29 protein-coding genes are annotated in these 25,404 nt (G+C 70.0%); 13 read left to right on the forward strand and 16 right to left on the reverse strand.

Features of this window, described 5'->3' with window-relative positions:
• Positions 1-60 precede the first annotated feature (60 nt).
• Together ACFOSH_RS06070 and ACFOSH_RS06075 are read right to left on the reverse strand one after the other, a co-directional pair.
• The gene (locus ACFOSH_RS06070) at positions 61-777 is read right to left on the reverse strand and encodes a response regulator transcription factor (protein ID WP_034318331.1); all 717 of its coding nucleotides are present in this window, start codon (positions 775-777) and stop codon (positions 61-63) included.
• A gap of 859 nt (positions 778-1,636) precedes the next feature.
• Positions 1,637-2,200 (reverse strand): DUF3000 domain-containing protein, encoded by a 564-nt coding sequence (locus ACFOSH_RS06075; RefSeq protein ID WP_378237687.1) that lies wholly within the window; start codon positions 2,198-2,200, stop codon positions 1,637-1,639.
• An 88-nt stretch (positions 2,201-2,288) separates the two neighbouring features.
• Between ACFOSH_RS06075 and hemE the strand changes: the two genes are divergently transcribed.
• From hemE to ACFOSH_RS06100, 5 genes are read left to right on the forward strand one after another with little or no spacing between them, the layout of a single operon-like run.
• A complete protein-coding gene (gene hemE / locus ACFOSH_RS06080; RefSeq protein WP_378237689.1) occupies positions 2,289-3,362 on the forward strand; it encodes a uroporphyrinogen decarboxylase in 1,074 nt (357 codons plus the stop codon).
• Entirely contained in the window at positions 3,359-4,738 is a 1,380-nt protein-coding gene (gene hemG, locus ACFOSH_RS06085; protein ID WP_378237690.1) for a protoporphyrinogen oxidase, read from the forward strand. The genes hemE and hemG overlap by 4 nt, the downstream gene beginning before the upstream one ends.
• A 25-nt stretch (positions 4,739-4,763) precedes the next feature.
• On the forward strand, positions 4,764-5,456 hold the full coding sequence (hemQ, locus tag ACFOSH_RS06090; protein WP_378237691.1) for a hydrogen peroxide-dependent heme synthase: 693 nt from the start codon (positions 4,764-4,766) through the stop codon (positions 5,454-5,456).
• Between the two features lie 11 nt (positions 5,457-5,467).
• Positions 5,468-6,814 carry a CoA transferase gene (locus tag ACFOSH_RS06095; protein ID WP_378237692.1) on the forward strand — a complete coding sequence of 449 codons (1,347 nt, stop codon included), beginning with the start codon at positions 5,468-5,470 and terminating at the stop codon, positions 6,812-6,814.
• 43 nt (positions 6,815-6,857) lie between these two features.
• Complete coding sequence (locus ACFOSH_RS06100) at positions 6,858-7,181, forward strand: hypothetical protein (protein ID WP_378237693.1); 324 nt, start codon at positions 6,858-6,860, stop codon at positions 7,179-7,181.
• Here ACFOSH_RS06100 and ACFOSH_RS06105 read toward each other — a convergent pair.
• The 9 genes from ACFOSH_RS06105 to ACFOSH_RS06145 all read right to left on the reverse strand — a co-directional run bounded on the left by ACFOSH_RS06105 (position 7,132) and on the right by ACFOSH_RS06145 (position 14,039).
• Entirely contained in the window at positions 7,132-7,500 is a 369-nt protein-coding gene (locus ACFOSH_RS06105) for a hypothetical protein (protein WP_378237694.1), read from the reverse strand. The two genes, ACFOSH_RS06100 and ACFOSH_RS06105, sit on opposite strands and share 50 nt — an antisense overlap.
• Positions 7,497-8,309 (reverse strand): DUF692 domain-containing protein, encoded by an 813-nt coding sequence (locus ACFOSH_RS06110; protein WP_378237695.1) that lies wholly within the window; start codon positions 8,307-8,309, stop codon positions 7,497-7,499. Before ACFOSH_RS06110 ends, ACFOSH_RS06105 begins: the two co-directional genes overlap by 4 nt.
• Positions 8,302-9,252, reverse strand: a complete 951-nt coding sequence (locus ACFOSH_RS06115; RefSeq protein ID WP_378237697.1) for a TIGR04222 domain-containing membrane protein — start codon at positions 9,250-9,252, stop codon at positions 8,302-8,304. Before ACFOSH_RS06115 ends, ACFOSH_RS06110 begins: the two co-directional genes overlap by 8 nt.
• Positions 9,253-9,364: 112 nt before the next feature.
• Positions 9,365-9,781: a TIGR04222 domain-containing membrane protein gene (locus tag ACFOSH_RS06120; protein WP_378237699.1), complete on the reverse strand. Its 417-nt coding sequence runs from the start codon at positions 9,779-9,781 to the stop codon at positions 9,365-9,367.
• A gap of 2 nt (positions 9,782-9,783) precedes the next feature.
• A complete protein-coding gene (locus tag ACFOSH_RS06125) occupies positions 9,784-10,662 on the reverse strand; it encodes a TIGR04222 domain-containing membrane protein (protein ID WP_378237700.1) in 879 nt (292 codons plus the stop codon).
• A 75-nt stretch (positions 10,663-10,737) separates the two neighbouring features.
• Complete coding sequence (gene msrB, locus ACFOSH_RS06130) at positions 10,738-11,166, reverse strand: peptide-methionine (R)-S-oxide reductase MsrB (protein WP_378237701.1); 429 nt, start codon at positions 11,164-11,166, stop codon at positions 10,738-10,740.
• Between the two features lie 19 nt (positions 11,167-11,185).
• The gene (locus tag ACFOSH_RS06135) at positions 11,186-11,491 is read right to left on the reverse strand and encodes a hypothetical protein (RefSeq protein ID WP_364038232.1); all 306 of its coding nucleotides are present in this window, start codon (positions 11,489-11,491) and stop codon (positions 11,186-11,188) included.
• Positions 11,492-11,564: 73 nt separating this feature from the next.
• Positions 11,565-13,172, reverse strand: coding sequence for a serine/threonine-protein kinase (locus tag ACFOSH_RS06140; RefSeq protein WP_378237899.1), 1,608 nt, complete (start codon positions 13,170-13,172; stop codon positions 11,565-11,567).
• A gap of 180 nt (positions 13,173-13,352) precedes the next feature.
• The gene (locus tag ACFOSH_RS06145; protein ID WP_378237702.1) at positions 13,353-14,039 is read right to left on the reverse strand and encodes a TVP38/TMEM64 family protein; all 687 of its coding nucleotides are present in this window, start codon (positions 14,037-14,039) and stop codon (positions 13,353-13,355) included.
• 24 nt (positions 14,040-14,063) lie between these two features.
• On the opposite strand from ACFOSH_RS06145, the gene ACFOSH_RS06150 reads away from it, so the two are divergent.
• Positions 14,064-14,621, forward strand: coding sequence for a GNAT family N-acetyltransferase (locus tag ACFOSH_RS06150; protein ID WP_378237703.1), 558 nt, complete (start codon positions 14,064-14,066; stop codon positions 14,619-14,621).
• A gap of 28 nt (positions 14,622-14,649) precedes the next feature.
• Entirely contained in the window at positions 14,650-15,669 is a 1,020-nt protein-coding gene (locus ACFOSH_RS06155) for a DNA polymerase domain-containing protein (protein ID WP_378237704.1), read from the forward strand.
• A 106-nt stretch (positions 15,670-15,775) separates the two neighbouring features.
• On the opposite strand, the gene ACFOSH_RS06160 is transcribed toward ACFOSH_RS06155, so the two are convergent.
• From ACFOSH_RS06160 to ACFOSH_RS06170, 3 genes are read right to left on the reverse strand one after another with little or no spacing between them, the layout of a single operon-like run.
• A complete protein-coding gene (locus tag ACFOSH_RS06160; protein ID WP_378237705.1) occupies positions 15,776-17,143 on the reverse strand; it encodes an MFS transporter in 1,368 nt (455 codons plus the stop codon).
• Positions 17,140-17,580 carry a MarR family winged helix-turn-helix transcriptional regulator gene (locus ACFOSH_RS06165; RefSeq protein WP_378237706.1) on the reverse strand — a complete coding sequence of 147 codons (441 nt, stop codon included), beginning with the start codon at positions 17,578-17,580 and terminating at the stop codon, positions 17,140-17,142. The genes ACFOSH_RS06160 and ACFOSH_RS06165 overlap by 4 nt, the downstream gene beginning before the upstream one ends.
• A gap of 50 nt (positions 17,581-17,630) precedes the next feature.
• Positions 17,631-18,122, reverse strand: coding sequence for a hypothetical protein (locus tag ACFOSH_RS06170; protein ID WP_378237707.1), 492 nt, complete (start codon positions 18,120-18,122; stop codon positions 17,631-17,633).
• Positions 18,123-18,304: 182 nt separating this feature from the next.
• On the opposite strand from ACFOSH_RS06170, the gene ACFOSH_RS06175 reads away from it, so the two are divergent.
• The 3 genes from ACFOSH_RS06175 to ACFOSH_RS06185 all read left to right on the forward strand — a co-directional run bounded on the left by ACFOSH_RS06175 (position 18,305) and on the right by ACFOSH_RS06185 (position 20,151).
• On the forward strand, positions 18,305-18,697 hold the full coding sequence (locus ACFOSH_RS06175; RefSeq protein WP_378237708.1) for a DUF6221 family protein: 393 nt from the start codon (positions 18,305-18,307) through the stop codon (positions 18,695-18,697).
• Positions 18,698-18,737: 40 nt separating this feature from the next.
• Positions 18,738-19,763 carry an LLM class flavin-dependent oxidoreductase gene (locus tag ACFOSH_RS06180; RefSeq protein WP_378237709.1) on the forward strand — a complete coding sequence of 342 codons (1,026 nt, stop codon included), beginning with the start codon at positions 18,738-18,740 and terminating at the stop codon, positions 19,761-19,763.
• Between the two features lie 151 nt (positions 19,764-19,914).
• Complete coding sequence (locus ACFOSH_RS06185) at positions 19,915-20,151, forward strand: S1 RNA-binding domain-containing protein (RefSeq protein ID WP_378237710.1); 237 nt, start codon at positions 19,915-19,917, stop codon at positions 20,149-20,151.
• A gap of 73 nt (positions 20,152-20,224) precedes the next feature.
• Here ACFOSH_RS06185 and ACFOSH_RS06190 read toward each other — a convergent pair whose 3' ends face one another.
• A complete protein-coding gene (locus tag ACFOSH_RS06190; protein ID WP_378237711.1) occupies positions 20,225-21,817 on the reverse strand; it encodes a PucR family transcriptional regulator in 1,593 nt (530 codons plus the stop codon).
• Between the two features lie 129 nt (positions 21,818-21,946).
• On the opposite strand from ACFOSH_RS06190, the gene pruA reads away from it, so the two are divergent.
• A complete protein-coding gene (gene pruA, locus ACFOSH_RS06195) occupies positions 21,947-23,584 on the forward strand; it encodes an L-glutamate gamma-semialdehyde dehydrogenase (protein WP_378237712.1) in 1,638 nt (545 codons plus the stop codon).
• Between the two features lie 16 nt (positions 23,585-23,600).
• Positions 23,601-24,530: a proline dehydrogenase family protein gene (locus ACFOSH_RS06200; protein ID WP_378237713.1), complete on the forward strand. Its 930-nt coding sequence runs from the start codon at positions 23,601-23,603 to the stop codon at positions 24,528-24,530.
• Positions 24,531-24,614: 84 nt separating this feature from the next.
• Here ACFOSH_RS06200 and ACFOSH_RS06205 read toward each other — a convergent pair whose 3' ends face one another.
• Positions 24,615-24,971: a thioredoxin family protein gene (locus tag ACFOSH_RS06205; RefSeq protein WP_020637318.1), complete on the reverse strand. Its 357-nt coding sequence runs from the start codon at positions 24,969-24,971 to the stop codon at positions 24,615-24,617.
• An 84-nt stretch (positions 24,972-25,055) separates the two neighbouring features.
• Here ACFOSH_RS06205 and ACFOSH_RS06210 point away from each other — a divergent pair, with 84 nt between their 5' ends.
• Positions 25,056-25,298: a DUF2630 family protein gene (locus ACFOSH_RS06210; RefSeq protein WP_378237715.1), complete on the forward strand. Its 243-nt coding sequence runs from the start codon at positions 25,056-25,058 to the stop codon at positions 25,296-25,298.
• Positions 25,299-25,404 lie beyond the last annotated feature (106 nt).

The following is a 25,404-nucleotide window of genomic DNA, read 5'->3' on the forward strand; positions in this document are numbered from 1 at the left end:
ACCCTACGGGACGAGCGGGCCGCGCCTGGTCCGCCCGCCCCGCAGGGCAGTTCGCCTTTGTCAGCGGATCACGCCGGCACGCATGGCCAGCGCAACCATCTGAGCCCGGTCACCCGTGCCGAGCTTGCGCCCGATGCGGGAGAGGTGGGATTTCACCGTGAGAGCGGAGAGGCTGAGTTCCTCACCGATCTCCTTGTTGCTCTGGCCGTCGGCGACGAGCTGCAGCACCTCGACCTCGCGCGCGGAAAGCTCGCGCGGGGTGTTGTCGGTGCCGGCGACTCGGGTGCCGGTGGCCAGGACCGGTGCGACGCTCGGGTCCGCGTAGACGCCGCCCTCGAGCACCCTGCGGACGCCGTCGGTCACTACGACCGGCGATGCCGACTTGAGCAGGTATGCCTGGGCGCCGGCCTGGAACGCAGACCTGACCGCGTACGGATCGTCTGACGAAGCGAGCACCACGACACGAGGCCAGCCATGGCTACGGAGTTCCGTAACCAGCTCGATGCCGCTGCCATCCGGCAGTCCGAGATCGAGGATCGCCAGATCACAAGGCCCAGTGGCCTGTGCTCGCGCCCTCGCCTCGGCCACCGTGGCGGCCTCGTGGACGGTGCCCGCACCCATCTGTGCGAGTCTTGCTGAGATTGCCTCCCTCAACAATGGGTGGTCATCGACCACCAACACGGAAAAAAGCTCTTCCCGCGGGTGCGGAACCATGCTCGCCGGCAATGAACCGGCTGGCGTGGATCGGACGGCCTGAGAAATGCCGACGGTAGCCACGTCACTACCTCCCTGGAGTCGGTCGTGCCCCCCGACCGGCACCGGGACTTTCGGCCGTTTAGCCGCGCCAGCTTTAGACCGAAAGTGGTGTCGTCGATGGCACTGTAGCCGTCCTGGGGCCTTCACGGGGGGATCGAATGGGTATCTATCTCAAACGAGTAGTTACTCAGGGAGTTCGTTGTAACACGATCGGGCTAGTACACAGCCGGTGGCTAACAGATCGCCGAAAGAACACGATGCACTGGGGTTACCGGGGTCCATCCGACTGTGCAGATGGGTCGTGCACCTGCCGGTGCCTCTGCTCGGGAGCCTGGGAGAAGGGTACGCCGGAGGCCGGAAACCGCCTCCGGCATGGGGCTTGATCAACTTCGCGGAGGGTCATGATCGCTTCGCTGGGTGATCGTGACGGTAACGCTCCGGAGGCGTCGCGAGGGGTCCGCGGGGGTGTTTCCGGTCGACTTGATCTTGTTGCGGACGGTGACACTGCGCGTAGCACGAACGGGGTGGTCCAGACCTCCGAGTGGTCGGCTCCGCGCTGGTCGGCGCTGGTCTAGTCCATCTGGCCCTGAAGCGCCCTTCGGTGGCGTACGGACGCCCTGGGAGCCTCGCGAATGGGGTAAGCGAAGGCGCTCTCGACCGCTTCGCGAATCCTTCGCGCATCGGGCGGCGATCCGTGAAGGCCTCCTTCCCTACTTTGAGGGTAGGGAAGGAGGCCTTCACGGATCCGCGGGCGGGAGCAAGGGACCTTTAGTATCGGCAGCAATCCTAGCGGCGCTAGATGGCCGGGAATCGCAGAATAACCCGAATGCTATGTCTCGATTGGTGGGATTCCGGCGTGTCGGGACGGATCAGCGGCGCTTCAGGAGGACTGACGTTGCTCGAAGAGGGTCACGCCGACCGGCGGCAGCCCCACGACACTCGCCATCACCTGACAGAAGGCCTGCCCGTGCGACCGCAGCGCGGCGTCCGTCGGCGTCCAGGACGCCCGCAGCTCCAGATCATCGGTGCGGGACGGGCCGGAGATGTCGCCGAAGCGGGCCGACGACGTCTCGGTGACCGTGCCGCCCAGCGCCGTCCACTCCGCGCCGGAGCTTTCCAGCGCGTCGGTCAGCCAAGACCACCCCACCGCGGGAAGGAAGGGGTCGGTCGCCAGTTCCCGGTCGAGTTCCGCGCGGACGTACATGACCAGCCGCAGGACCCCGTCCCAGCCTTCCTGGCCGTCCGGATCGTGCAGCAGTACCAGCCGCCCCGACGCCAGTACGTCCGCCGGTCCTTCCACTTCGCAGCTCACCGCGTAGGACCACGGCGCCAGGCGCTGCGGCGGGCGCATCGTCTCCAGCTGCACTTCGGGGCGGGGCCGGACCGATTGCAACGCCGCGACGGCTTCACGGAAGAGATCGGGTACTGACGTCATCGCGGTCACCAACCGACTGTAAGACGCGATAGTCCGGTTCGGGGCGCAGACGCGCCGAGAGTAAGGCCTTGGAGCGCCCATGGCACCATGAACCGTGATGTCTCCTTCACCTGCTTCTCCCGCGCAGACCGTTCCCGCGGCCCGTCGTGTCCTGCCCGGCGCGCCGTTCCTGGCCGCCGCGCGCGGCGAACGCCCGGCCCGCACCCCCGTGTGGTTCATGCGCCAGGCCGGGCGGTCGCTGCCCGAGTACCGGGCGCTGCGCGAGGGCACCTCGATGTTCGACGCGTGCTTCGACCCCGAGATGCTCGCGGAGATCACGCTCCAGCCGGTCCGCCGTCACGGCGTCGACGCGGCCATCCTCTTCAGCGACATAGTCGTCCCGCTCAAGGCGGCGGGCCTCGACATCGACATCGTCGCGGGCACCGGCCCGGTGGTCGCCGAGCCGATCCGCGACGCCGCGGGCGTGCGCGCGCTGCCGGTGCTGGACCCGGAGCAGGTGGAGCGGGTCGCCGACGGGGTCCGGCTGCTGGTCGGGTCGCTGGGCGAGACGCCGCTGATCGGCTTCGCGGGCGCGCCGTTCACCCTGGCCTCCTATCTCATCGAGGGCGGGCCGAGCCGCAACCACGAGCACACCAAGGCGCTCATGCACTCCGAGCCGGCGCTGTGGCACGAGCTGGCGGGGCGCCTGGCGGACATGGCGATCACCTTCCTGTCCGCGCAGCTGGACGCCGGAGCCGACGCGATCCAGCTGTTCGACTCGTGGGCGGGCGCGCTCTCTGAGCGGGACTACCGCGAGTTCGTCCTGCCGCATTCGGCGAAGGTGCTGGACGCGGTCGCGGGCTACGGCGTGCCGCGGATCCACTTCGGCGTCGGCACCGGCGAGCTGCTGGTGGCCATGCGCGACGCGGGCGCCGACGTGGTCGGCGTCGACTGGCGCATCCCGCTCGACGAGGCCGTCCGTCGGCTCGGCGGCGGGGCCGTCCAGGGCAACCTCGACCCGGCGCTGCTGCACGCGTCCTGGCCGGTGCTCGAAGCGGAGGTCCGGCGGATCCTCGCGGAGGGCCGCGCGGCAGACGGCCACATCTTCAACCTCGGCCACGGGGTGCTTCCCGGCGTCGACCCGGACGTCCTGACGCGCGTGGTCGGGCTGGTGCACGAGCTTCAGCCGTGAAGACGGTCGCCGTCGTCGGCGGCGGTATCTCCGGCCTGACCGCGGCCTACCGTCTGCGGACGCTGCTCGGCGAGGACGCGCGGATCGTCGTCTTCGAGGCGACGGACTCCCTCGGCGGGAAACTCCGCACGATCGAACTCGCCGGTGAGCGCTACGACGTCGGCGCCGAGGCCTTCCTCGCCCGGCGCCCCGAGGCGCTCGCCCTGGTCCGCGAGGTCGGGCTGGGCGAAAGCCTCGTCCACCCCACCAAGGCCCGCGCGAAGATCCACGCCGGCGGCTCCGTGCTCGGCCTGCCGCCGGGCACGGTCATGGGCGTTCCCGCCTCGGCCGACGCGATCGCCGGGGTGCTGTCGGAGAAGGGCCGCGCCCTGGTCGAGGCCGAGTCGTCGCTGCCGCCGGTGGACCTGCCCGCCGGTGACGTGCCGCTCGGCCCGCTGCTGCGCGAGCGCTTCGGCGACGAGCTCGTGGACAGGCTCGTCGACCCGCTGCTGGGCGGGGTCTACGCCGGGGGAGCCGACGGGCTCGGGCTGCGCGCGACGATGCCCGGTCTCGCGTCCGCGGTGGACCGCGGCGCGCGTTCGCTCACCGAAGGCGCCGCCTCGCTCATGCCCGCTTCGCCGAGCACGGCGCCGGTCTTCGGCACCCTGCTGGGCGGTCTCGGCACGCTGATCCACCGGCTCGCGGAGCTGTCGCGCGCCGAGATCCGGACCGGGACCACGGTGACGGCGCTCGTGCGCACCGCCACCGGCTGGAAGGTCGACGACCTCGACGCCGACTCCGTCCTGCTCGCCGTCCCGGCGCCTTCCGCACGACGGCTGCTGGACGGCGTCGCGGGAGTGGCGTCGTCGGCTTTCGCGGAGGTCGAACTCGCGTCGATGGCGGTGGTCGCGCTCGCGCTCCCGCCGGGGACCGCGCTGCCGGAGTCGTCCGGCGTGCTGATCGGCGCGGGGGAGCAGGACGCGGCCGGGAAGCCGTTCGCCGCCAAGGCGTTCACCTTCTCCTCCCGCAAGTGGGCGCAGTACGGCGAAGGCCCGGTGCTGGTGCGCGGCTCTGTCGGCCGCTTCGGCGAACCGGGCGCGCTGCACGCGGACGACGACGAACTCGTGCGCGTGGTCCGCGACGATCTCGCCCGGCTGACCGGCGTCACCACCGCGCCGATCGAGACGCTGGTGACCCGGTGGGGCGGCGGGCTCCCGCAGTACGGCACCGGCCACCTCGAACTCGTCGAGCGGATCGAGCGCGCCGTCGCGGACGTCGGAGGGCTCGCCGTGGCGGGCGCGACACTGCACGGCGTCGGGCTCCCCGCCTGCATCGCCACCGCCGGCGCGGCCGCCCGCCGCATCGCCGGGATCACACCGACCCACGAGGGCTCCTGAGCACCGGCAGTGCCAAGATGGCGGTATGGCGCGGCTGAACTACAACGAGCTCAATGACAGCATCCGTTACACCGCCTGGTCGGTCTTCCGGGTCGAGCAGGGCAAGCTCGGCGAAGACCGCGCACAGGCGACCGCGGAGACCACCGAATACCTTGACGCGCTGGAGGCCAAGGGCGTCGTCGTCCGCGGTGTCTACGACCTTTCGGGACTGCGGGCCGACGCCGACTACATGGTCTGGTGGCACGCCGAGGAGATCGAACAGGTCCAGGCGGCCTACAGCGGTTTCCGGCACACCCCGCTCGGCCGCGCCTCGGTTCCGGTGTGGAGCCAGGTCGCGCTGCACCGCCCGGCAGAGTTCAACAAGAGCCACATCCCGGCGTTCCTCGCCGGTGAAGAGGCCCGCAAGTTCATCTGCGTCTATCCGTTCGTGCGCTCCTACGAGTGGTACCTGCTGCCGGACGACGAGCGCCGCAAGATGCTCGCCGACCACGGCAAGGAAGCCCGCGACTACCCGGACGTCCGCGCGAACACGGTCGCGTCGTTCGCGCTGGGCGACTACGAGTGGATCCTGGCCTTCGAGGCCGACGAACTGCACCGCATCGTCGACCTGATGCGTCACCTGCGCGGCACCGAGGCCCGCCTCCACGTGCGCGAGGAGATCCCGTTCTACACCGGGACCAAGGTGGAACCCGCCGAGCTGATCGCCCTGCTTCCCTAGTGAAAGCCTCAGTGGACACCCGCGTCTGGACCACGCTCACCGGTGAGAAGCTCGCCGAAGACGCCGTCGAGGTCACCGGGCCCGAGTCCGTGCTGCCCGGGACCTTCCGGGTCGAAGAGGCCGCGACGACGAGTATCGCCGCGGCGACGCTGGCCGCCGGGGAACTGCTGCGGCTGCGGGGAATCGAGCCCGGCGAGGTCTCGGTCGACACCCGGCACGCCGCGGCGTCGTTCCACAGCGAGCAGTACATCCGCGTCGACGGGGAGCCGGTGCCGTTCAGCGCGCCGCTGTCCGGCGACTACCGCGCGAACGACGGCTGGGTGCGGCTGCACTGCAATTACCCGCGCCACGTCTCCGCCGTGTGCTGGGGCTTGGGCGTGCCCGCGACCCGTGCGGCGTTCGAGAAGGTCGTCGCGGCCAAGTCGAAGTTCGAGGTCGAGTCGGCGGTGATCGGCGCCGGCGGTGCGGCCGCGGTGCTGCGCAGTCGCGAGGAATGGCTGGCGCACAAGCAAGGACAGGCCTCCAGCGCGCTGCCGGTCGCCGAGATCCGCTCGCTCGGGCCGTCGGAGCCCGTGCGGCTGTTCGAATCCGACCGGCCGCTGGGCGGGGTGCGGATCCTGGACCTGACCCACGTCATCGCCGGGCCGGTCGCGGGCCGCGTGCTCGCCGCGCACGGTGCCACCGTCATGCACATCGGGTCGGACCGGTTGCCGACGGTGCCGCCGCTGGCCGTCGACACCGGGATGGGCAAGCTCTCGGCGTACGTCGATCTGGAGTCCGAGGCCGGGCGTTCGCGGCTGCGCAAGCTGGTCGCCCGCGCCGATGTCGTGCTCCAGGGTTTCCGGCCGGGATCGCTGGTGGCCAAGGGTTTCTCGCCCGAGGCGATCGCCGAGCTCCGGCCGGGGATCGTGATCGCGGACCTGTCCGCCTACGGCTGGGAAGGTCCGTGGGCGCGCAGGCGCGGGTTCGACAGCCTGGTGCAGATGGTGTCCGGGATCGCCGACGAAGGCGGCCAGACCGCCGGGCTCGACGGTCCGGGACCGCTTCCGGTGCAGGCGCTCGACCACGCGACCGGCTGGCTCACCGCGGCGGCGATCATGACGGCCGTCCGCCGGGCGGCCACCGAAGGCGGCAGTCAGCATGTCCGCACGTCACTCGCTGGGACCGCGGAGTGGCTGAACTCCTTGGGGCGCAAGGAAGCCGGACCCGACGGCTTCGACGGCGCCGAATTCCTGGAGGACGCCGACAGCCCGCTCGGACGGCTGACCCGGGTCAAGATGGCGGGCACGCTGCCGGGCTCGAATCCCTTCTGGGTGGAGGGGACGCGCGTACCCGGAAGCGACCGCGCGGTCTGGTAGCCGCTTCATCGGATTTTCATCTCCCCGACCTAACTTCGGCGGGATGAAACGAAAGACTGTGAAGCTGACCTTGATCGCGGCGTCCGCGCTGGTCCTGTGCGCGTGCGGGGTCGACGGGAAGATCGGCGACTACGGCGACACGACGGTCTACTCGGAGCCGAAGCCCAACTCGAACGGCGGGGTGAGCAACGACCCGGTGGGCACGCTGACCACCTTGTCCAAGGTGACCGTTTCCTGCTACGAGAAGGTCAACGGGTTCGGGTTCTACAAGATCTCGTACTCGGGCGGTTCGGGCTACATCGACGACTCGACCTCGATCATGAGCGACGACGGCGAAGTCCGCCCCGCCAAGGTGCCCAAGTGCTGAGCCCGCGCTTCGGTTTCGGTACCTCGCCGCGCTCGACGAGCCACGTGCCGAAAGCGTCCGCGTAGGCCCGCGCGCGGATCGCTTCGGTCTTCGGACGCGCTGTCGCGTACTCGCGGAACAGCGCGGCGAACCGTTCGCCGAGGGCCTCGGCGAGGTCCGGGCGCAGGTACGCGGCCAGCCTGCTTTGCTTGTTCCGCAACACGTTCGCCTCGATGCGGAGCCTGTCCGCGTCGAACCCCGCCGGGGCGTCGCCGCCGGCGAGGAGCGCCTTGAGCAGCTCGGCCTGCTGCCCGGCGAGCCGCTCCCGGGGCGAGGTCACAGCGAGACCGCTTCCCGGAGCGCGGCCAGCTCCGCCGCCAGTTCGGCGTCGGCCGGGTAGTCGTCGTCGCGTTCCAGCAGGACACCCGGCGGCTCGAAACGCTTCCGGAGCTCCCTCAGCAGGTCCAGCACCTCCGGGACCACCGGATGGGCGTGCGTGTCGTGGTAGACGCCGTCGCGTTCGACACCGCCCGCCATATGGGTGTACGCCAGCCGCTCCCACGGGACCTCGTCGAGGAACCGTTCGGGATCGGTGCCCAGGTTACGGGCGTTGGCGTACAGGTTGGCGACGTCGATGATCAGCAGGCAACCGGTCCGATCGGTCAGTTCCCGCAGGAATTCCGACTCGGTGAACTCCGCGTCCGGCCACTCCAGCACCGCCGCGATGTTCTCCAGCGCGAACGGGACCTCCACGATGGACTGGGCCAGTTTGACGTTGTCCACCAGGACGTCGAGCGCTTCCCGGGTGCGGGGGAGCGGCATCAGATGCCCGGAGTCGAGGCCGCCCGCGCGCACGAAACACACGTGGTCGCTGGCCATCGGCGCGCCGAGTTCGCGGGTGACCTCCGCGAGATGCTCGACGCGCGCGGTGTCCAGTGGGTCGGCCCCGCCCAGCGACAGCGAGACCGCGTGCGGCAGGACCGGCATTCCCTTGTCGCGCAAAGCGATCAAGGTCTCGGGAAGATGCCCGGCGTGCAGGTTCTCGGCCACGACCTCGACCCAGTCGACACCGGGCAGCCGCGCGATCGACAGGTCCAGCTCGTGCCGCCAGCCGATCCCTATCCCGAGGCGGCCCGGCCGGTCAGCCACCGCAGCCGCCGCCACCGCAGGAACTGCCACCGCCGCAGGAGGAGGAACTTCCGCTGCTGCACGAGGAACCCGTGCTGCAGGTGCTGCCGCCGCCGGACGAACCGCCGCCGCCGAAAGCGCCGGGGATCGGCGGCGGGATCAGCGCCGCGCTGAGCTCCTCGTCCGGGTAGAAGGCGAGCCCGCCGAGCGCGACCGCCGCCGCGGCGCCGCCCAGTAGAGCGCCACCGGCGACACCACCCATCGCGGGCGTGTTGGGGATCCCGCGCTTGCGCTCCCGCGCCAGCGCGCTGTTGGCACTGCCGAGAATCCGGTTGCCTTCGCCGGTCGGGCGTGGTCCGACGGCCTTGTTCTTGACCGCACGGGAGACCAGCGTCGCGAACCCGGCCGCGATCAGCAGCGGGATCAGGAAACCGACGGCGTGGTCGGCGGAGATCCCGGAGAACAGGCGCACCACGCCGAGGACGAACACGGCGAGGTACAGGAAGAACACGACCCGGCGGATCCGCGGCGCCTGGTTGACGACCACGAGCCCCCGCTCCTCCAGATCCTTGGCGAGTGCCTGCATCGGCCCGGACATCCGCAGCCTGTCGCGGATGCCGCGGGTCGTGGCGTTGTAGCCCGGCTTGGCGCCCTTCGCGACGGCCCTTTCGATCGGGTCCGCGGGCTCGGCGCCCGTCAGCTGGAGCTGCTTCGAGCTGCTGACCCGCAGCGTCCCGCGATCGACCAGGGCCGCGATGGCCGTGTCGACCACCCTGTCCGGGCCGCCGGCGAGATAGGCGAGTTCGTACACCGTCGGCTGCGGTCCGCTCACGGCGGCGCGCGGCGCCTTGCGTCCCAGCTTGACCGCGATCGTCCACAGAAGACCGACGGCCAGCGGAAACACCAGAAGGACGGCGTAGATCGCCAGGAAAGTGGGTCCGGGGATGCCCCAGGTGTCTTCCATCGCACGGGCCTTTCACGAGCAGGTGCACTTACCGTAGTCGGACGCTTGTTCGTCCGGTCGTGGTTCCCTCGAACCTCAGTCGATCAGCCGGGCGAACCGTCCACGACGGCCGTTAGACCGTCAGGGGGGTGGGTCCGGTGACGAGACGCGGATCTTCCCTCGCCCGGGAAAGCAGCCGTTCGCCCGCTTTGGTCGCCCACACCTCGCGCCGCGTTACGGCGTGCCAGGCCCGTCGCCAGTGATTCGCCGGGACGACCAGTCCGCCTGCCAGGAGTTCCGCCCGCAGCGAGTGCATCGGTTCCGAGTCGCACAAGGGTTCGCGCACTCGCGCGATCCGCACTTTGGGCAGGGTCTCCACCACCGCCAGCACGAACGGATCGGCGGGCTTGACGGAGGTTCGGCGCAGGACACCGGAACTGTCGAGCCGGGCCGCTTTCCGTTCGAGCGCACCCGCGACGGCGGTGTCCGTGACCCGGTCGGGGCCGTCGGCGAGGTACGCGACCTGGTAGATCGTTTCGAGCCGGTCCATGGTCATCCTCCACACCCGCCCCCGCCACAAGAGGATCCGCTTCCGCCGCAGGAAGAGCCGCCGCCACACGAGGAACCGACGAAGGAGGACGCGCTCCCGCCGCACGTGCTCGTCGTGCTGGAGAACAACCTGCCCTTCGTTCCGCCGGTCTTGATCAGCGTGACCGCCACGACCTTGTCGGGGAAGGCCTGCAACCCGTAGAGGGCCACCTGCCCGGTCGTGGTCTTCGCCAGACCGCGGTCCCAGTCGCCGTACCCGAGCGCCAGTTTGCCCGCGGTGGTCGCGAGGCCGGACCGGTCCGGCCCTTGCCGCCACGCGGTCAGTCCGAGGGCGCCGGCCACGCAGACGAGGGAAAAGACGAGGATGTCGGCCGGACGCTCAAGCGGTACCGCTTGAGCCAGCCGCGCGATGCCCAGCGCGAAGACGGCGACGTAAACGGCCAGCGCGCACTGCCAGCCGGCCCGGCGCCGGTTCTCGGCGACTTGCAGACCTCTCCGCTGCAGGTCGGCGCGCAGCTCCTGGACGACCTCGTGCCGTGCCATCCTGGAGCGCAGCTCGCGCAAGCCGATTCCGCTGCCGTGCACGAGCGACACGACCGCGCGCTCGAACGGATCGGCAGGGACCGGCCTGATCGGGTGCAGGATCCCTCGGCTGTCGGGCCGGAGGGAGTGCCGTTCGAGCAGACCTGCGACGGCGGTGTCGGTGACCCGTTCCGTGCCGCCCGCCAGCGCGGCCAGGTGGTAGAGACCGGGCACCGTCCTGACGCCGTTGTCACGGCGCAGCCACAGTTCGTTCGCCACGGCGAGTGCCAGTGGCAGTACGGCGCAGACACCGTAGAGCCAGGCGAAAGCCGGTCCGGAGATTCCCCAGGGTTCGTTCACAAAACACCGCCCTCCCCGACGCTGTTCCAGTACTACGAGAACGCGTCGGAGAGGGCGGTGGTTCGCTGGGTTCGGTTACGACTCGGACTCGGGAACGAGCTTCAGCGAGATCGAGTTGATGCAGTACCGCTGATCCGTCGGCGTGGCGTAGCCCTCGCCTTCGAAAACGTGCCCGAGGTGGCTGTGGCACGACTTGCACAGCACCTCGATCCGGCGCATCCCCATCGCGGTGTCCTCGCGGAGGAGGACGGCGTCGGTTTCGGCGGGGTCGTAGAACGACGGCCAGCCGCAATGGCTCTCGAATTTCGTGTCGCTGCGGAACAGCTCGGCGCCACAGGCGCGGCACTGGTAGACACCGGTGGTCTTCTCGTCGGTGTACTCCCCGGTGAAGGGGCGCTCGGTGCCCGCCTGGCGGAGCACGGCGTACTCGTCGGAGCTGAGCTGCTCCCGCCATTCCTGCTCGGACTTGACCACGCGCGGCGTGGCTCCGACAACGGGTTTCATACCTTTCACTGGTTCCACGTTACCCCGCGAGCCACGCGATGGCCCGGCCGATGATGTCCCATGCGGTGACCATCACGCCGAGCACGATGAGGATCACGACCAGTGCCGAAATCCACCAGCGCAGACCGCCGAGACGGTTGCTGGAGTCGGCGAAATCGGAGACACCGTCGAGACAGGCTTCCACGGTGAAGTTGGGGCCGCAGCGTTCGATGCGGTCCAGATGCTCGGCGAAGGCACGGGCTTCGGGGTCGTACGGGTCGAGGCCTACCAGGTCCTCGTCGAAACGAGGATTCTGGCCAGGTCCGAAAGGTCCGCTATCGGCCATACCGGCAACAGTAAGCCAAGAGCGGCGATTGGCCTACCACCAGCGAGGCGGGTCTCACCACCGCCACGCTGCGTCAGTTGCCGAGTACTCGCGTGTCGGCGTCGATGAAGTACTGCCCGCCCACCTGGACGACGCGCAGTGCCGGGCGAGGGCCGTCGTTGATCGTCACGTTCATGTCGATCGAACCGTCGGGGTTCCCGCCGCCGCTGTCCGCGTGCGCCGACCTGGAGCCGGTGACCTTGTGCGTGGTCCAGTAGTCGGCGAAAGCCTGCTCCGAGCCGTACACCGCTTTCGCGGCGTCGGTGAGCTTGTTCCAGCTTTCGGTCGTCCCGATCTTGCCGGTGTCGAAGAAGCCGAGGACGAACTGACCGACGCCGGAGAAGTTCGTGACTTTCTCGCTCTCGGTCTTCCCCAAGCCCGCCGGGGGCGGCTTCGAGGACGACGGGGCGCTCGACTTGGGCGCCGAGGTGCCGGGCAGCGGGTTCGTCCCGCTGTTGTCGCCGCCCTGGTTGTTGCTCGCCCCGTTGCCCGAATTCAGCACCAGGAACACGATCACGGCGATCACCACGACCGCGGCGCCGGCACCCGCGAACAGGACGGCCTTGCGCTTGCCGTCGGACTGCTTGGCCGGGGACGGCCGCATCGGGGCGGCCGCGGACGGCGGCGGGGTCACCGCGGCGACCGGACGCGGCGGCGTGTTCGGCGGGGCGGCCTGCGAGCGCATCGGGATGAACGCGGCCGTCGGCGTGTGCTGCTTGGCGGGGGGCGGGGGAGGTGCCGCGGTGGACTGGGCCGGTTTGTCGGTCCGTTGCCACGGCGGCCGGTCACCGCTCGGAACGCCGTGACCCGGGGTGTCGGGCACGGCGGGCTGTCTGCCGCCGCCCGCTCCGAAGAGCCGCGGCGACGCCGCCATGCCCGAGCCGGATTCGTTCGCCGCCAGCGCGGCGAGGCGCTCCCGCGCTTCGGCCATGGTCGGGCGCTCGGTCGGTTCGGTACGCAGGAGGCTCATCAGCAGCGCCGTCGCGCCGCCCGCCTGCTGCGGCGGGTTGATCTGCCCGTTCGCGGCCGCGTAAAGCAGCGCGAGCTGGTTGGAGCTGTTCCCGTACGGCGTCTGGCCTTCGATGGCCTGGTAGAGCGTCGCGCCGAGCGCGAAGACGTCGGAGCTGGGCACCGGATCCGAGCCGCGCGCCAGTTCGGGCGCGAGATAGGCGGGGGTGCCGCCGATCAGGCCGGTCTGGGTGAGCGTCATGTCGCCGGCCGCGCGCGAGATCCCGAAGTCGGTGATCTTCGCGGTGCCGGCCTCGTCGATCAGGATGTTCCCCGGCTTGACGTCGCGGTGCACGATCCCGGCGCGGTGCGCGGCGACCAGCGCCGACGCGACCTGCTCGCCGATCTTCGCGACGCGGCCCAGCGGCAGCGTGCCCTCGTCGGAGATGATCGCCGAGAGACTCGGGCCGTTCAGGTACTCCATCACCAGGCAGGGGTCGCCGCCGTGCTCGGCGATGTCGAACACGACGATCGCGTTCGGATGCTGGAACCGGGCCGCGTTCTTCGCCTCGCGCATGGCGCGCTGGCGCATGTTGTCGCGCTCCGCTTCGGAGACACCGGGCTGCGGGAGGATCTGCTTGACCGCCACCGAGCGCTCGAGGCGGACATCGATGGCACGCCAGACCACCCCCATGGCACCGCTACCAATTTGCTCGACCAGGCGGTAGTGCCCAGCGATCAGCTGACCGGTGTCGATGGCGACTGCTCCTGACACATTCTTTGACGAACACATCCCGGGTGATGGTGGCGTTACGCGGCCTGAAAGGTCCCGCGCACCCGATCGAGTGTAGCGGTCGGCGGATTCGGCTCCCCGTCAGCTCGCCGGTGCGGAGGCGGGCAGTTCTTCCTCGCCGCTCGATTCGGGCTCCGGACGGGCTTTCCGCCGGAAGACCTTGAGCAGCCCGACGGCCCCCGCCGCGGCGAACACGGCGTAACAGATCAGCAGGGCGGGAGGGGTTTCCCCGGTCAGCGCGTCCCCGAGGACGACGACCGCGACCGTGCCGGGGAGGCTGCCGAGCGCGGTCCCGATCAGATACGGGGCGAAACGGACCGATGACACTCCGCACAGATAACTGAACGGAGCGAAGGGCACCATCGGGATCAGCCGTAAGGAGGTGATCGCCAGCACCCCGCCGTCCGAAAGGCGGTCGTTGACCGCGCGGACCTTGGCCCGGTGCAGGTGCCGGGTCACCAGATCGCGGCCGAGTGCTCTCGAAAGGGCGAACGAGAGCCCGGAGGCGACCGTGGTCGCCAGGATGCCGACGACGATGCCCGTCGTGGCGCCCAGCAACAGCCCGCCCGCGAGGTTGAACACGGTGCGCGGGATCGGTGCCACGGTGAGGACCGAATAGACCAGGAAGAACACCAGCGGCGTGGCCGGGCCGGTTTCGGCGGCCCAGGCCCGCAGCCCGGCAGGGCTCGGGATCGGCAGCAGCGCCGCGGCCGTCACGAAGAGGGCGAGCACGGTGAGCGCGAGGATTAATTTGGTACGGCCGGACACTGCGTCCACCGTACGGTATTCGCCGTGATCGATACCGAGGCGCTGCGGACGCAGCCCGAACTCACCGGCGAGACCGTCGTGCTCACGCAGCTCGACGAGTCGTACTTCGAGACCTCGTGGAAAGCCCTGCAGGAGCCGGAAACCACCCGGCTGACCGGGACGCACACCAAGTTCACCGAGGAACAGGTCCGCCGGTACCTTGCCGCGCGCCCGGGTCTCGACGACAGGGCGGACTACGCGATCCTCGGCAAGGAAGACCGCGCACACCTCGGCGATGTGGTGCTCTCCGAAATCGACGCGGACAACCGCTCCGGATCGTTCCGTATCGCGCTGAACGGCCCGGAGTTCTTCGGCAAGGGCTACGGCACGGAGGCGACCAAGCTGCTGCTGGGCTACGCGTTCGACGTCGTCGGCCTGCACCGCGTCTCGCTGGAGGTCTTCGACTACAACCCGCGGGCCCAGCGCGCCTACGAGAAGGCCGGGTTCCTCCGGGAGGGGCTCCAGCGGCAAGCGCTGCGGTGGGAGGGCGAGTGGCACGACGTCATCACCATGGCAATTTTGAAGAACGATCCGCGGCCCTGACCGGTGCCGGACTGGCTACGGTGGGCGCATGCCCAAGAACGGTGAGCCGATCGAGGTCGAAGTAGGCGAGCGCAAGGTCCGGGTGTCCAGCCCGGACAAGGTGTACTTCCCGGCCCGGGGGATCACGAAGCGCCAGGTCGTGGAGCACTACGTCGCGGTCGGTGTGCCGCTGCTGCGCGCGATCGGTGAGCGGCCGACGACGCTGAAGCGCTACGTCGACGGTGTCGAGGGCGAGTGGTTCTACGCCAAGCGCGTGCCGAAGGGCGCGCCGGAATGGGTGGAGACCGCGAAGATCACCTTCCCGTCGGGCCGGACCGCGGAAGAGGTCTGCCCGACCGAGCCCGCCGTGTTCGCCTGGGCGGCGAACCTGGGCACCTTCGATTTCCACCCGTGGCCGGTGCGGAGGCCCGACGTCGACCATCCGGACGAACTCCGCATCGACGTCGACCCGCCGGACGAAGCGGGCTTCTCCGACGCTGTCGAGGTCGCCGGTGTGGTGCGCGAGGTCCTCGACTCCGCAGGACTCGTCGGCTACCCGAAGACCTCGGGCGGTCGTGGCGTGCACGTCCTCGTGCGGATCCGGCCGGAGTGGGACTTCATCGACGTCCGGCACGCGGTGATCGCGCTGGGCCGCGAGGTCGAGCGCCGGATCCCGGAGAAGGCGACCATCGCGTGGTGGAAGGAAGAGCGCGGCGGCCGGGTCTTCATCGACTACAACCAGGCCGCGCGCGATCGCACGGTGGCGTCGGCCTGGTCGGTGCGCGGCACCGCGCGTGCCACCGTGTCGACCCCGCTGACCTGGGATCTGCTGACCGAGGTCGACCCGGACGACTTCGACGTCCTCACCGCGGGCGCCTTCTACGCCGAGCGGGGCGACCTGCACACGCCGATGGACGAGCAGGCTTTCGGCATCGAGACCCTGCTGGAGTGGTACGCGCGGGACGAGCGCGACCACGGCCTCGGCGAGATGCCGTATCCGCCGGACTACCCGAAAATGCCTGGTGAGCCGAAGCGGGTCCAGCCCAGCAAAGCGCGCGACGACACTTAGGCGCGGTCTCTGCCCGGGGGCGCAGGTCCCGAGTGGGCTGGGTTGGTCGTGAGTGGTAAGTGGGGTTAGTACGACACTTACCACTCACGACCAGCCGCACCGCGCTTTAGGTCCGGCCGACGCGGGAAAGCGAGCGGTCGGCGACGGTCAGGACGAGGAACAGCACACTGACCACCAGCATGAACGCGGCCAGGTGGTGCAGCCCGGCACTGTCGGCGCGCCGTCCGAAGAAGGCGCCGTTGGCCGCGGACGCGACGATGGCGCCGAGGTAGCCGAAGGTGCGCAGCAACCCGGCCGACGAGCCCATGCGTTCGGCGTGGGCCTGGTGGTACACGGAGTTTTGCAGCGCGAGGTTGTTCAGCCCCTGCGGCACCCCGAGGACGATCACGACGGCCAGCAGCATCCACACCGGGCTGCCGTCGTTCAGGAACAGCAGCAGGGCACACGCGGCGACCTGCCCGAGCGAGCCGATCAGCAGCTTCCCGCGGACGGCCTTGCTGCGTCCGGTGACGGTGGAGGCGATGATCCCGACGCCGAACAGCGGAAGCAGCACCAGCCCGGCTTCCGACGCGGACAACCCGTGCCCCTGCTCCATCCACTGCGTGTAGCCGTAGAGGAAGGCGTAGCTGACGACGAAGCTGAGCAGGGCCCGGCCGTAGGTGGCCAGTAGCGGCAGGTTGCCGCCGAGCAGGCGCACGTCGATGAACGGCTGCCGGGTCCGCAGCTCGCGCCAGGTGAAACCGGCGCCCGCCGCGACGGTCACGGCGAGCAGCCACCAGTCGCCGCCCCGCACGTCCATCAGGAACAGCAGCAGGCAGACGAGGGCCGCGGCGAACAGGCCCATACCGGGCAGGTCGAGTTCGCGGACGAGGCGGCCGTCGCGGCGGGTGGCCGGTGTCGCGGGGAGGCGGCGGAAGCCGAGATACAGGCCGGCCAGGGCGAGCGGGATGTTGATCGCCAGGGTGGCGCGCCAGCCGCCGATCCCGATCAGCAGACCGCCGAGGCTGGGCCCGACGACGGCGATGGTCTGCGTGGTGATGGCGAGCGCGGTGAGGACTCCGGCGGGGCTGTCCTTCCCGGTGCGCCGGGCCTCGCTCCGGATGAGGTGCATCGCCGCCGGATAACCGGCGCAGGTGCCGAAACCGAGGAGGACCCGGGAGGCGACGAGCACGCCGAAGCCGGGGGCGAGCATGCCGACGACGCCGGAGATCCCGGTCAGCGCGGCGCCCGCCAGGAAGAGGTCGCGGGGGCCGAAGAGGTCGATGAGCCGTCCCACCACGGGCTGGCCGATCGCGGTGGCCAGGTACAGGGCGGAGACCAGCCAGGCGGTTTCGGCGGGCGGGGCCCCGAAGGCCGCGCCGATCGGCACCAGCGACACGGAGATGATCGACGAGTTGACCGGGTTGAGGGCCGCGCCCAGCAGCATCGGGGGCAGGAGCCGCCGGTCGAAGCCCGTTTCCGTCGCGGTGCTCATCGGCGCACGACCCGTTCCAGGAGCGCCGCCGCTTCGATCAGCGTGCGGCGTTCCGCCTCGGTGCACCGAGTCTCCAGGACCTGGGCGAGCCAGCCCTCCCCGGCGCGGCGGCGCTCTTCGAGGAAGGCGTGGCCGCTCTCGGTGACGAAGACCAGCTGGCGCCGTCCGTCCTCGGGGTCGGGGCGGCGGGTTACCAGTCCCCGCTCGACCAGGACACCGACCGTGGTCGCCACCGACTGGTGCCGGATGCCTTCGATGGCCGCCAGGTCGCTGACCGACGCTTCGCCGTCCTTGTCGAGCCTGCTGAGTACGGACGTCTGGGACGGCGTGAGGTCGCCGCTGCCGTAGTTCTCCCGCAGGCGGCGCCGGAGCCTGCTGAAAGCCAAGCGGATCTCGTGGGCCGCGCGGGCGCTCGACGCGGCGGCGTTCTCGGTCATGCCCGCAGGCTAACTTCCGCAGTTCAAACTGCGCAACTAAGACTGTATATCTACTGGCTCCGGGCAAACTCGCAGCCCGCGACCTGCACGTACTCGCCCTTGCGGGTGGTGAACCGGGCGGCGCCGGTGGTCAGCTGGTCGGCCACGATCTTCGACACGCCGTCGGTGCGCAGCCGCGCCCAGTAGCAGTGCCCGTTGCCGCCGGACACCGGTCCGGGGGAGCGGTACGAGCCCGCTTCGACCTCGGTGCCGACCAGATAGGTCCCGTCGGCGAACCGGTCCGCCGGGGTGACGACGGCGGCGCGTCCCGAAGTGACCGGGGGCGCCGGGACGGTCACGGTCGGCGCGGGCGCGGCTTCCGCCGTGACGGTCACCGTCGCGGGGACCGGCGGCACCGCGTTCGCCCCGAGCGCCCTCGGGTAAGTGGCCGCCACCACGCCGACGCCCGCGCCCAAAGTGAGCGCGACGGCGAGCCCTGCCACGAGCGGGAACGCATTTCGTGACGACGCGTGCGGTATCGGTGACCAATTCGTGCTCGTCATCCGTCTCTTCTTCGTTTTGCTCGCGGAGTGATTGCGCTTTCGTGTCGATCTAGAAACCTGTTACCGCTCCGCGGCGGGCCGATACAAGACTGTGTGACGCACGGGACCTTGCCGTAACGGCAAGCTTCCTGCCAGCGACAGTTCCCTCCGAACACTAGGCTGGGGGAGACGAAGGAGTACCTGTGGACGACTTGATCGCCTTTCTCGCCGCGCGTGTCGGGCAACGCCAGGCGTTGATCATGCAGGCGGTCAAGAAAACCGAGATCAGTGAATCGCTCAATCGTGGTGAGACCAAGGTCGTCATCGAAAAGAAGATCCGTTCGCTGAACGACATCGAACTCGACGCGATCAATCAGATGATCAACGAGATCGAGGCGACCCGGCGGCTCCTGCAGGCGCACCGCACCACGGTTTCGGAGAAGGTCCCGGGGTTCCCCCTGTACGGCAACGAGTACTGGTGCGAGACGTGCCATGTGCCCGCCGACGAGGCCGGGACGAACTGGTGCCTCACCCTGCGGCTGCTGGCCCTGCCCTTCGCCGACCACTCGGACTACAGCGAGCGCTGGCGCCCCTGACCGGGGAATGCCCGCCGGGTCCGCACGCGTTGACCCGGAGGTGATCACGCTTTCGGTACTGGACCGGTCCCCGACCCGTCGCGGGGGCGACGCGCCCCGCGCACTGCGGGACACGGTCGCGTTCGCGCGGGACATCGAAGCGCTGGGCTATCACCGGTTCTGGGTCTCCGAACATCACAGCGTGCCCGGCGTCGCCGGATCGGCCCCCACGGTGCTGGCGGCCGCTGTCGCCTCGTCCACCGAGCGGATCCGCGTCGGCACCGGCGGCGTGATGCTGCCGAACCACCGGCCGCTGGTGGTCGCGGAACAGTTCGGCGTGCTCGAATCGCTCTTCCCCGGCCGGATCGACATGGGGCTGGGCCGGTCGGTCGGGTTCACCGGCGGGGTCCGGCAGGCGCTCGGGCACGAGAAGGACGACGCCGACCGCTTCGGCGACCAGGTCCGGGAGCTGCTGGGCTTCCTCACGGGCGACCAGACGGCGTATCCGGGGGTGCACGCCATCCCCGCGGAAGGGCTGAGCGTGCCCGCGTTCCTGCTGGCCACCGGCGCCGGCGCGCGGCTGGCGGCGGAACTGGGGCTGCCGCTGGTGATCGCGCCGGTCCGCGGTGAGGGCCCGCTGCTCGAAGCCATCGAGGGCTATCGCACCGGTTTCCGCCCTTCCGCGCAGGCTTCGCGGCCGTACGTCGTGGTGTCCACGGCGATCGCGGTCGCCGAGACGGCCGAACGGGCCCGGCGGCTGCTGGTCCCCGAAGCGTGGTCGACGGTCTACTCGCGGGCGCACGGCGTCTTCCCGCCGCTGTCGCCGGTGGAGGAGATCCTCGCCGGGCCGCTTTCGGAACGCGATCGGGAGCGGCTGGACCGGGCGCTCGACGGTCAGATCGCCGGCACCCCGGACGAAGTGGGTGGCAGGCTGGCCGACCTCGTCGCCAAAACCGGCGCCGACGAGATCCTGGTGACCACCAGCACCTTCGACCAGGCCGAGCGGCTGGACTCCTATCGCGGGCTGGCCGAAATCGCCGGAATGCTCAAGGTCGCCGGAAAGCAGAGTCTCGCCGCGGTGTCGTGACTTTGCTAACGTCACGGCCATGACTGCCGGGTCGGCCTTGTGCCGTGAGCGGACGGGTTCCCCGGCCGCCGCTTGATCTCCGGGCGGGCCCGCAGCCCGCCTCCGCGCGAGTGTTCTGTTGTGGACCATGCGCGGAGAGGAGGTGAATCGCATGTCCCCCAACGAAAACTGGCGTGAGTTCGTCGTGGCCCACGTCGATGGCGGCGTCCTGGACGGTGTCGTCACGCGGGTGCTGCCGTTCGGCGCGTTCGTCGAAGTGGCCCAAGGGATGGAGGGGCTGCTGCCGACCGTCGGCGGAACCGGCCCGCTCACCGCGGGTGCGGCCGTGGCCGTGCGGCTGGACAAGCTGGACGTCCAGAACCGGCGGTTCAGCCTGACCCTGGCCTGACCGTCCCGGAAGTGTCATGAAAGGGGCGTTCAAGACGTTTTTCGTCCTGAACGCCCCTTTCATGACATCGGGCTCAGAGTCGCAGCAGAAGCTGGGTCAGGACGCGCTGCGCGGGGTCGTCCAGGTCGATCCCGGACACCTCGCCGGCGCGGCGCACCCGGTAGCGCACCGTGTTCGGGTGGATGTTCAGCTCGCGCGCCGCGCGCCGGACGTCGCCGAAAGCGTCGAGGTAGGCGAGCACCGCGGGCACCAGGATGCCGCCGTGCTCGGCGTCGTGCGCGACCAGCTGGGTCAGCCGCGGATCGCGGATCCTCGGCTGCTCCCCGAGGAAGGCGAGGACCTCCGAAAGCAGGACCTCGGCGCGGACGTCGGCCAGCGAGGCGACGTCCGCGGTCCCGTGCCCGCGCGCCATCGTCGCCAGCACCCGGTCCGCGTCGCCACGCGAGGCCGCCGCGTCGGAGAGCCGGGGCACGACACCGCCCAGCGCCGCGCGCACCCGGACGTCGAGATGCCGTTGCGCGGTGCCGACGATCTCCTTGGCCAGCGCCAGGATCCGCGGTTCGGCGTGCTCGGGGAGGTCGGGAAGGAGCGCGTAGACCCGGCCGCCGATCACGCTCACCAGCGCGCTCCGCCGGTACGCGGCGGTGTGCACGGTGATCAGGTGCACCAGTTCCGCGCGGCGCAGTTGCCGGTCGGTCGCCGCCCGGTCGCGGGGGAGCGAGAACGCCAGCACCATGGCCGGTTTCCCGGGATCCGCGCCGATGTCGTCGGCGACGGATTCGACGTCGAGACGGTCGTCGAGCAGCCCCGCCAGCAGGTCTTCGCGCAGCCGGAGTTCGGGGCTGGGCAGGGTCCGGTGCCGGATCAGCTGCGGCGCGAGCGCCCGGCTCGCGCCGAGCAACGCGACTTCCGCGCTTTCGGTGAGCGGATGCGCGCCCTCCTGGACCCAGATCGTGCCCAGCGGCTGCGATCCGGCGTGGATCCCGGCCGCGATCCGCCGCCGGATGCCGAGATCGGGCCGCTCGTCGATGCGGACGATGCCTTCCCCGGCGCGAAGCCGCTGGTAGACGCCCCATTCGCGGAGCATCGCGAGGTATCGCTCCGGGCCTTCACGGCCGAGGATCGACAGCCTGCGCAGTTCGTCCACCTCGTCGCCCGCCCGCGAATAGGCCAGCACGCGGCTCGCGGTGTCCTCGATGCTGACCAGGCCGCCGGTGAGCGTCGCGATGGTCTGCGCGAGCGAGAACAGGTCGCCCAGCACCTCGCCGCTGTCCGCCTCGCCGCCCGCGCGCGCCGCGTCGACGACGCCCCTGGCCAGCGCCTCGACCTGCTCCCAGCGGGCCTCGTGGCCGACCTCGATCAGCGCGATCCCGGCGTCGGCCGCGACGTTCACGACAGCCATGCCGTTCTTGACCGCGACGGCGGCCGCGCCGGAGCGTCCCGCGGCCCGGATCGCCCCGGCGGCCGACCGCCCGCGGGCTCCGATCACCAGGACGAGATCACCCGGATGGGCGTCGGGCGGATCCTCCGGATCGTGGATGACGACGTCCTCCACCTGGACGCCGAGCCCGCCTGGCGCCGCGAGCACTCTGACCAGCGGTTCCCCGAGCGTGGCGAGGACATGCCGCAAGGAAGCGCCGGTGCCTGTTTCAGTAGTCGCGGTCATCACCGAATTAAGCCGATCGGACAAGATGGTCACCCTGATTCTAGCCAGTCGGACAAGCCGCAGGGGAGCCGTCCGGTCTACCGTTCGGGGTGAGACCTCTATCCGGCGACGTGAAGTCAGGAGCAGTCAGTGGACGCCGTGACCCAGACCCCCGCCCCGAAGAACGAGCCGGTGCTGAACTACGCACCGGGTAGCGCCGAGCGCGCTGAACTCGAGGGCGCGCTCAAGTCGCTGGGTGGCGCCGACCCCATCGACATCACCGCGACGATCGGTGGTGAGCAGCGCAAGGGCGGCGGCGAGAAGATCGAGGTCGTCCAGCCGCACAACCACAAGGCCGTGCTGGGCGTCATCCACAGCGCGACCGCGCAGGACACCCACGACGCGATCGCCGCGGCCAAGGCCGCCGCTCCCGGCTGGCGCGCGCTGTCCTACGACGACCGCGCCGCGATCATCCTGCGTGCCGCCGACCTGCTGGCAGGCCCCTGGCGTGCCCGGATGAACGCCGCCACCATGCTCGGCCAGTCGAAGACCGCCTTCCAGGCCGAGATCGACTCCGCCTGCGAACTGATCGACTTCTGGCGCTTCAACGTCGCCTTCGGCCGTCAGATCCTCGCCGAGCAGCCGGTCAGCTCGCCCGGCATCTGGAACCGGATGGAGCACCGCCCGCTCGAGGGCTTCGTGTATGCCATCACCCCGTTCAACTTCACCGCGATCGCCGGCAACCTGCCGACCGCGCCCGCGCTGATGGGCAACGTCGTGCTGTGGAAGCCGTCGCCGTCGCAGAGCTTCGCCGCGCACCTGCTGATGCGCCTGCTCGAAGAGGCCGGTATGCCGCCGGGCGTGATCAACCTGCTGCCGGGGCACGGCAAGGCCATCTCCGACGTGGCACTGACCCACCGCGACCTGGCCGGGATCCACTTCACCGGATCCACCGCGACCTTCCAGCACCTGTGGGGCACCGTCGGCGCCAACATCTCCGGCTACCGCACGTACCCGCGCCTGGTCGGAGAGACCGGCGGCAAGGACTTCGTGCTCGCGCACTCGTCGGCCGACGTCGACATCCTGCGCACCGCGCTGATCCGCGGCGCCTTCGAGTACCAGGGCCAGAAGTGCTCGGCCGCGTCCCGCGCCTACGTCCCGCGCTCGCTCTGGGCGAGCCTGAAGGACAAGTTGGTCTCGGAGACCGAGGCCATCACCTATGGCGACGTCAACGACCTGAGCAACTTCGGTGGCGCCGTGATCGACCGCCGCGCCTTCGACAAGCACGCCGCCGTGCTGAAGAGCGCCGCTGAAGACGCCGAGGTCGAGGTCATCGCCGGCGGTACCGCGGACGACAGCGTCGGCTACTTCGTGCGCCCGACGATCCTGGTTTCGGACAACCCGAAGCACGAGATCTTCCGCACCGAGTACTTCGGTCCGATCCTCTCGATCCACGTTTACGAAGACGGCACCGACGCGGACTTCGACAACGTCTTGAAGCTGATCGACGAGACCGCCGACTACGCGCTCACCGGTGCGGTCATCGCCAACGACCGCACCGCCGTGGCGAAGGCGTCCGAGGCGCTGCGCTTCGCCGCCGGCAACTTCTACGTCAACGACAAGCCGACCGGCGCTGTCGTCGGTCAGCAGCCGTTCGGTGGCGCCCGCGCGTCGGGCACCAACGACAAGGCCGGTTCGGTGCTCAACCTGCTCCGCTGGACGAGCCCGCGCTCGATCAAGGAGACGTTCGTAGCGCCCACCAGCGTCCGTTACCCCCACCAGGGCTGAGATCCAGGAGTTCGTGATGTTGCGTGCCCCGTTGCTCGCCGCCGCCCGATCCCGGCGGATGCGCAAGCTGGTCGAGGTCGTTCCCGCCACCCGATCGGTGGTGAGCCGGTTCGTCGCCGGCTCGGGGACTCCCGACGCCGCACGGGTGGTCCGCGAGTTGGCCGATGACGGCCTCCGGGTCACCCTCGACCACCTCGGCGAGGACACCACCGACGCCGAGCAGGCCGCGACGACCGTCCGCGCCTACGAGGAACTGCTGTCCGCGCTGGCGGCCGACGGCCTCGCGTTCGGCGCGGACGTCTCGGTGAAGCTGTCCGCTGTCGGCCAGTTCCTGCCCGCCGAGGGCGAGAAGGTCGCGCTGGAGAACGCCCGCAAGATCTGCGCGGCGGCCGAAGCGGTCGGTGCCACGGTGACCCTCGACATGGAGGACCACACCACCACCGACTCGACGCTGGGCATCCTGCGGGAACTGCGCACCGAGTACCCGTGGGTCGGCGCGGTGCTGCAGGCCTACCTGCGGCGCACCGAGCAGGACTGCCGCGACCTCGCCGGCGAGGGTTCCCGCGTCCGGCTGTGCAAGGGCGCGTACGCCGAGCCCGAAGAGGTCGCGTTCCAGGACAAGTCCGAAGTGGACAAGTCCTATGTGCGCTGCCTGAAGATCCTCATGCAGGGCAAGGGTTATCCGATGGTCGCCTCGCACGATCCCCGGATGATCGCGATCGCCGAGAAGCTCGTCATGGACGCGGACCGCAAGCCCGGCGACCACGAATTCCAGATGCTGTACGGGATCCGTCCCGAGGAGCAGCGCCGGATCGCGGGCGACGGCAAGACGATGCGTGTCTACGTCCCCTACGGCGACGAATGGTACGGCTATTTCATGCGCAGGCTGGCGGAACGCCCGGCGAACCTGGCGTTCTTCCTGCGCGGACTCGCCACCCGGGGCTGACCCGGTCCCTGGTGGCACGGTTCCGCTGAAGTACAAAGGGGCCCTTCGAGACGAAATCCGTCTCGAAGGGCCCCTTCTTTCGCGTCAGGCTTCCTGCGCTTCTTCCTTGAGCTTGTCCATGTCGATGTCGCGCGCCTGCTGGATGAGGTCTTCGAGCGTCTTCTCCGGGAGCGCGCCCGGCTGCGCGTAGATGACCGTCTTGTCGCGGATCACCGCGAGCGTGGGGATCGAGCGCACGTCGAAGGCGGCGGCCAGCTGCTGCTCGGCCTCGGTGTCGACGCTCGCGAACACGATGTCGTCATGGTTGCCCGACACCTTTTCGTAGGTCGGCGCGAACTGACGGCACGGCATGCACCAGCCCGCCCAGAAGTCGATGATCACGAAGTCGTTCTCGGATACGACCTGGTCGAAGTTCGCGGCGGTCAGCTCCACAGTGCTCATGCCCGGCGTAACGAATCGGGTGGGACGCACATTCCCTCGAGTGCGCGTAGCGTCTCGGACGGAGCAATCCAGAAGGAGGTCCGCATGGCCGACGGGGACATTCTCAGCCGGATCGACGAACTGGTCAGCGAGGAGCACGAGCTCCGCGCGCGGGCGGTCGGCACCGGATTGAGCTCGGACGACAGGTCCCGGCTCGCGACTGTGGAGCAGCACCTGGACCAGTGCTGGGACCTGCTGCGGCAGCGGCGGGCGCGGGTGGAGTTCGACGAGGACCCGGACGGGGCTTCGGCGCGGCCGATCTCCGAAGTGGAATCTTACCGGCAGTAGTGGTTTCGGGCCCGGCCGATGCTATGAAAGGTCCTTTCCTTGCAAAATTTGCAAGGAAAGGACCTTTCATAGCGCGCGTGGCGACCGGCCGAGGCCCAAAACGCGG

It is taken from the genome of Amycolatopsis speibonae (assembly GCF_042647925.1).
Classification (GTDB): Bacteria; Actinomycetota; Actinomycetes; order Mycobacteriales; family Pseudonocardiaceae; genus Amycolatopsis; species Amycolatopsis speibonae.